Below are 2,793 nucleotides of genomic sequence, written 5' to 3'. Positions count from 1 at the left end.
ATTGAGGATCCTGAAGACGCCGACGGCAACGCGATATTTGGCGCCGTCAAAACATATGAAGAATTGATAAGCAAGGGCTATAACGCAGAGGTCGCGGTGGTGGCAGGCAAGTTCAACCGCGGCGTCGAGGCTGACGAAAAGATCAGCCGCGAAGTGCAGGCAATCCTGGCCGTATACAACGCGACTGGCGCAGTCATCGTGTCAGACGGCGAGGACGACGAGACAGTCCTGCCGGTGATACAGTCGCGCGTTCCAGTAGTTTCAGTCCAGCGCATAATAATCCGCCACAGCAGGAGCGTGGAATATTCTTACGCTATCCTTGGGCGCTACATAAAGGCCATGATGTACGACCCGCAGTACAGCAAGTTCTTCCTCGGCGTCCCCGGCGTGCTCTTGCTTGCCGGAGGCCTCGCAGTAGCGTTTGAGCAGACAAAGTGGCTTACCGTCGTCATACTGGCAGTCCTTGGCGGCGCGTTCATGGTGCGCGCATTTGACATAGACAAGGCGGTAAACTCGCTTGGCAAGATGGGGCCGACTGACTTTATCAAGATATTTTCCATCTTTGGCGGCGTGCTCATCATACTTGCGGCTATTGCAAACGGCCTGTCGAGCATTCCTCCTGACATTCCCCTGCAGTCGATGCCTGCGCTTGACATCATTGCCAACAAGACCGTCGTCGGAAGCTTTGCCAAGGGCACGATAACTCTGCTGTGGATAGGCATCGCGACTATGATGGGGGGCATATTCCTGGGCAACTGGCTAAAGGGCAGTTCGCGCGAGATGTCTGACATACTGCGCCTCGTGGTGCTCGGCCTGCTCTACATCCCCATGGTCCAGTTCACGGGCGTGCTGACAGAGGACACCAACCCGTTCACGCTAATTTCGTCGCTCCTGATAGGCTTGGCAGTCGCGCTCGTGGCGGCCGCGTTTGTGTACCAGCGGTTCCGGCACAGGCGCGCCGGCGAGCCTGCCATGAAACACTAAATAACGCCCGGCTACTGCTTGGCTTTTGATGCCAGAGCACGGACAGCACGACGAGCAGGTGCAAAAGTGGTTCTGCGGCTACTGGATGACTGTTGAAGAGTGGGAAGACGTGCACGACTATGCCCCCTTTGTAAAGGCCGAGCAGCAGGAAGAGCAGGCCGAAGAAGATTAGGGGCAAGATATACAAACCACGTCTGACACCCCCATGCCATGGTCGACGAGCGGTCTGCCGGCGCAGTCCTTTTCATTCATGCAGGCCAGGAGCCGGAATACCTTCTCCTGAACTATACCGCCGGCCACTGGGACTTTCCCAAGGGAAACATCGAGCTTGGCGAGACCGAGCACGAAGCCGCCGCCCGCGAGATCCAGGAAGAGACGGGGATAACCGACGTCGAGTTCCTCGCCGGCTTTGAGCAGTCGATAACGTACCGGTACCGAAAGGCGAGAAGGCTGGTCGAAAAGGAGGTGGTGCTCTTTCTTGCAAAGACAAACACGCGCCACGTCACCATCTCGCACGAGCACATCGGCTATGCGTGGAAAAAATACGACGACGCTACCAGGCTTTTGACGTATAGAAACGCCAAGGACCTGCTTGCCGCGGCCCGCGATCATCTAAGGTCGCGCTGAGCGCGCTTTACTGTTCATTTCTCTGGCGACCCCTGCCGCGTCGTCTGCCTCTATTATCGACCGGCCGACTATCAAATAGTCCGACCCGTTCCTGACTGCCTGCTCGACGTCGCCTCCCTGCGCGCCGACCCCCGGCGAATAGACGGGGAGCCTGCCCCTGACTTTTCTCAATATGTCCGCCTGCGTCGCGCCCACCACGGCGCCGTCGGCGCCCGCTTTCACGGCGCGCTCTAGAAACATCTCGTAGACGGCGCCCTGCCTCGCCTCGAGGCCATAACCTTCCTTTGCGTCGGGGTGGCTCATGTAGACAAGCGCAATCACGCCGAGATCCATCCTGCGCGCCTCCTTTACAAGCGACGCGAGGGTCGCAGCACCCATGAACGGGTTGGCAATCACGGCGTCAAAGCCCATGGCAGCAAGGTGCGCCACCGCGGCCTTGTTGGTGCTGTCGATGTCGTTGAGCTTTATGTCGGCAATGCAGACCAGCCCGTACGAGTGCGCAAGCCTGGTGATGCCCGACATTTCGCGACCTGACAGCGGCAGGAGCAGGTGGAAATTGACCTTGATGCCGCAAACGTGGCCGGCAACCTCCCTTACCGCCTTTCTTGCAAACAATTTCAGGTTCTTGGTGCCTGGCCTGGGGTCGACTGCAAGGATTATCCTGCTCTTTTTCCTTTTTGCGGCCTGCGCCATGCGGGCAGAAAACCTAGTCATACGACTTTACCAGCGGGTGGTCCGCTGCCAGCCTCACCACTTTCATGTAGATGTTGCCGTGCTCGTCAAGGCTCGTCGTAAACGACGGCTGCTCTGGCCTCTGGCTCGCATAGCGCAGAAACGGTCCGGCCGGCTCGCCCTGCAAAAGGACATAGTAATAGTAAGACGGCGAGTCGTTCTCGCTCACGCTCATGGGAGTGCCGATTATTGTCGCCTTGCCGTGCTCTGTGGACAGGAACAGCGGCAGCGGGGCTTCTTCATATATCGTCTTGTACGCGGCCACCTTGGCAAGCGACGCCAGGTCCTTGAGCTTTATTACCGCATAACCTGACTTTTTATCGACCTTGGCCTGCCTGGTGAGCGCAAGGGGGAACCTTTCCACTTTTAGAATAGGCGAGTAGACAAACGTCGGGTTGCCCACCGACTCGGTGAGCACCACCTCCTCGACGCCGTTTGACACCCTGTACG

5 protein-coding genes are annotated in these 2,793 nt (G+C 58.1%); 3 read left to right on the top strand and 2 right to left on the bottom strand.

The features are described 5' to 3' along the window. From ACREAY_RS11095 to ACREAY_RS11085, 3 genes are all read left to right on the top strand, one after another. The coding region (locus tag ACREAY_RS11095; RefSeq protein WP_431755835.1) for a DUF373 family protein at positions 1 to 984 on the top strand (984 nt) is incomplete at its 5' end. 28 nt (positions 985 to 1,012) lie between these two features. Next, complete coding sequence (locus tag ACREAY_RS11090) at positions 1,013 to 1,156, top strand: hypothetical protein (protein WP_431755834.1); 144 nt, start codon at positions 1,013 to 1,015, stop codon at positions 1,154 to 1,156. A gap of 38 nt (positions 1,157 to 1,194) precedes the next feature. Further along, a complete protein-coding gene (locus ACREAY_RS11085; protein ID WP_431755833.1) occupies positions 1,195 to 1,611 on the top strand; it encodes a bis(5'-nucleosyl)-tetraphosphatase in 417 nt (138 codons plus the stop codon). On the opposite strand, the gene ACREAY_RS11080 is transcribed toward ACREAY_RS11085, so the two are convergent. Both ACREAY_RS11080 and ACREAY_RS11075 read right to left on the bottom strand, forming a co-directional pair. After that, positions 1,597 to 2,325: an orotidine 5'-phosphate decarboxylase gene (locus ACREAY_RS11080; protein ID WP_431755832.1), complete on the bottom strand. Its 729-nt coding sequence runs from the start codon at positions 2,323 to 2,325 to the stop codon at positions 1,597 to 1,599. The genes ACREAY_RS11085 and ACREAY_RS11080 overlap by 15 nt on opposite strands. Further along, positions 2,318 to 2,793: hypothetical protein (locus ACREAY_RS11075; RefSeq protein WP_431755831.1), on the bottom strand; the 476-nt coding region annotated here is incomplete at its 5' end. The genes ACREAY_RS11075 and ACREAY_RS11080, both read right to left, overlap by 8 nt.

Origin of the sequence: Nitrososphaera sp., assembly GCF_050748925.1 — an archaeon.
GTDB lineage: Archaea > Thermoproteota > Nitrososphaeria > Nitrososphaerales > Nitrososphaeraceae > Nitrososphaera.
The sequence above is the reverse complement of the archived record's forward strand: the minus strand, read 5'-3'. Positions and strand labels throughout refer to the sequence as shown.

Coding starts and splice junctions, on each gene's coding strand:
- ACREAY_RS11090 (WP_431755834.1), top strand. CDS start 1,013: ATGCCAGAGCACGGACAGCACGACGAGCAGGTGCAAAAGTGGTTCTGC.
- ACREAY_RS11085 (WP_431755833.1), top strand. CDS start 1,195: ATGGTCGACGAGCGGTCTGCCGGCGCAGTCCTTTTCATTCATGCAGGC.
- ACREAY_RS11080 (WP_431755832.1), bottom strand. CDS start 2,325: ATGACTAGGTTTTCTGCCCGCATGGCGCAGGCCGCAAAAAGGAAAAAG.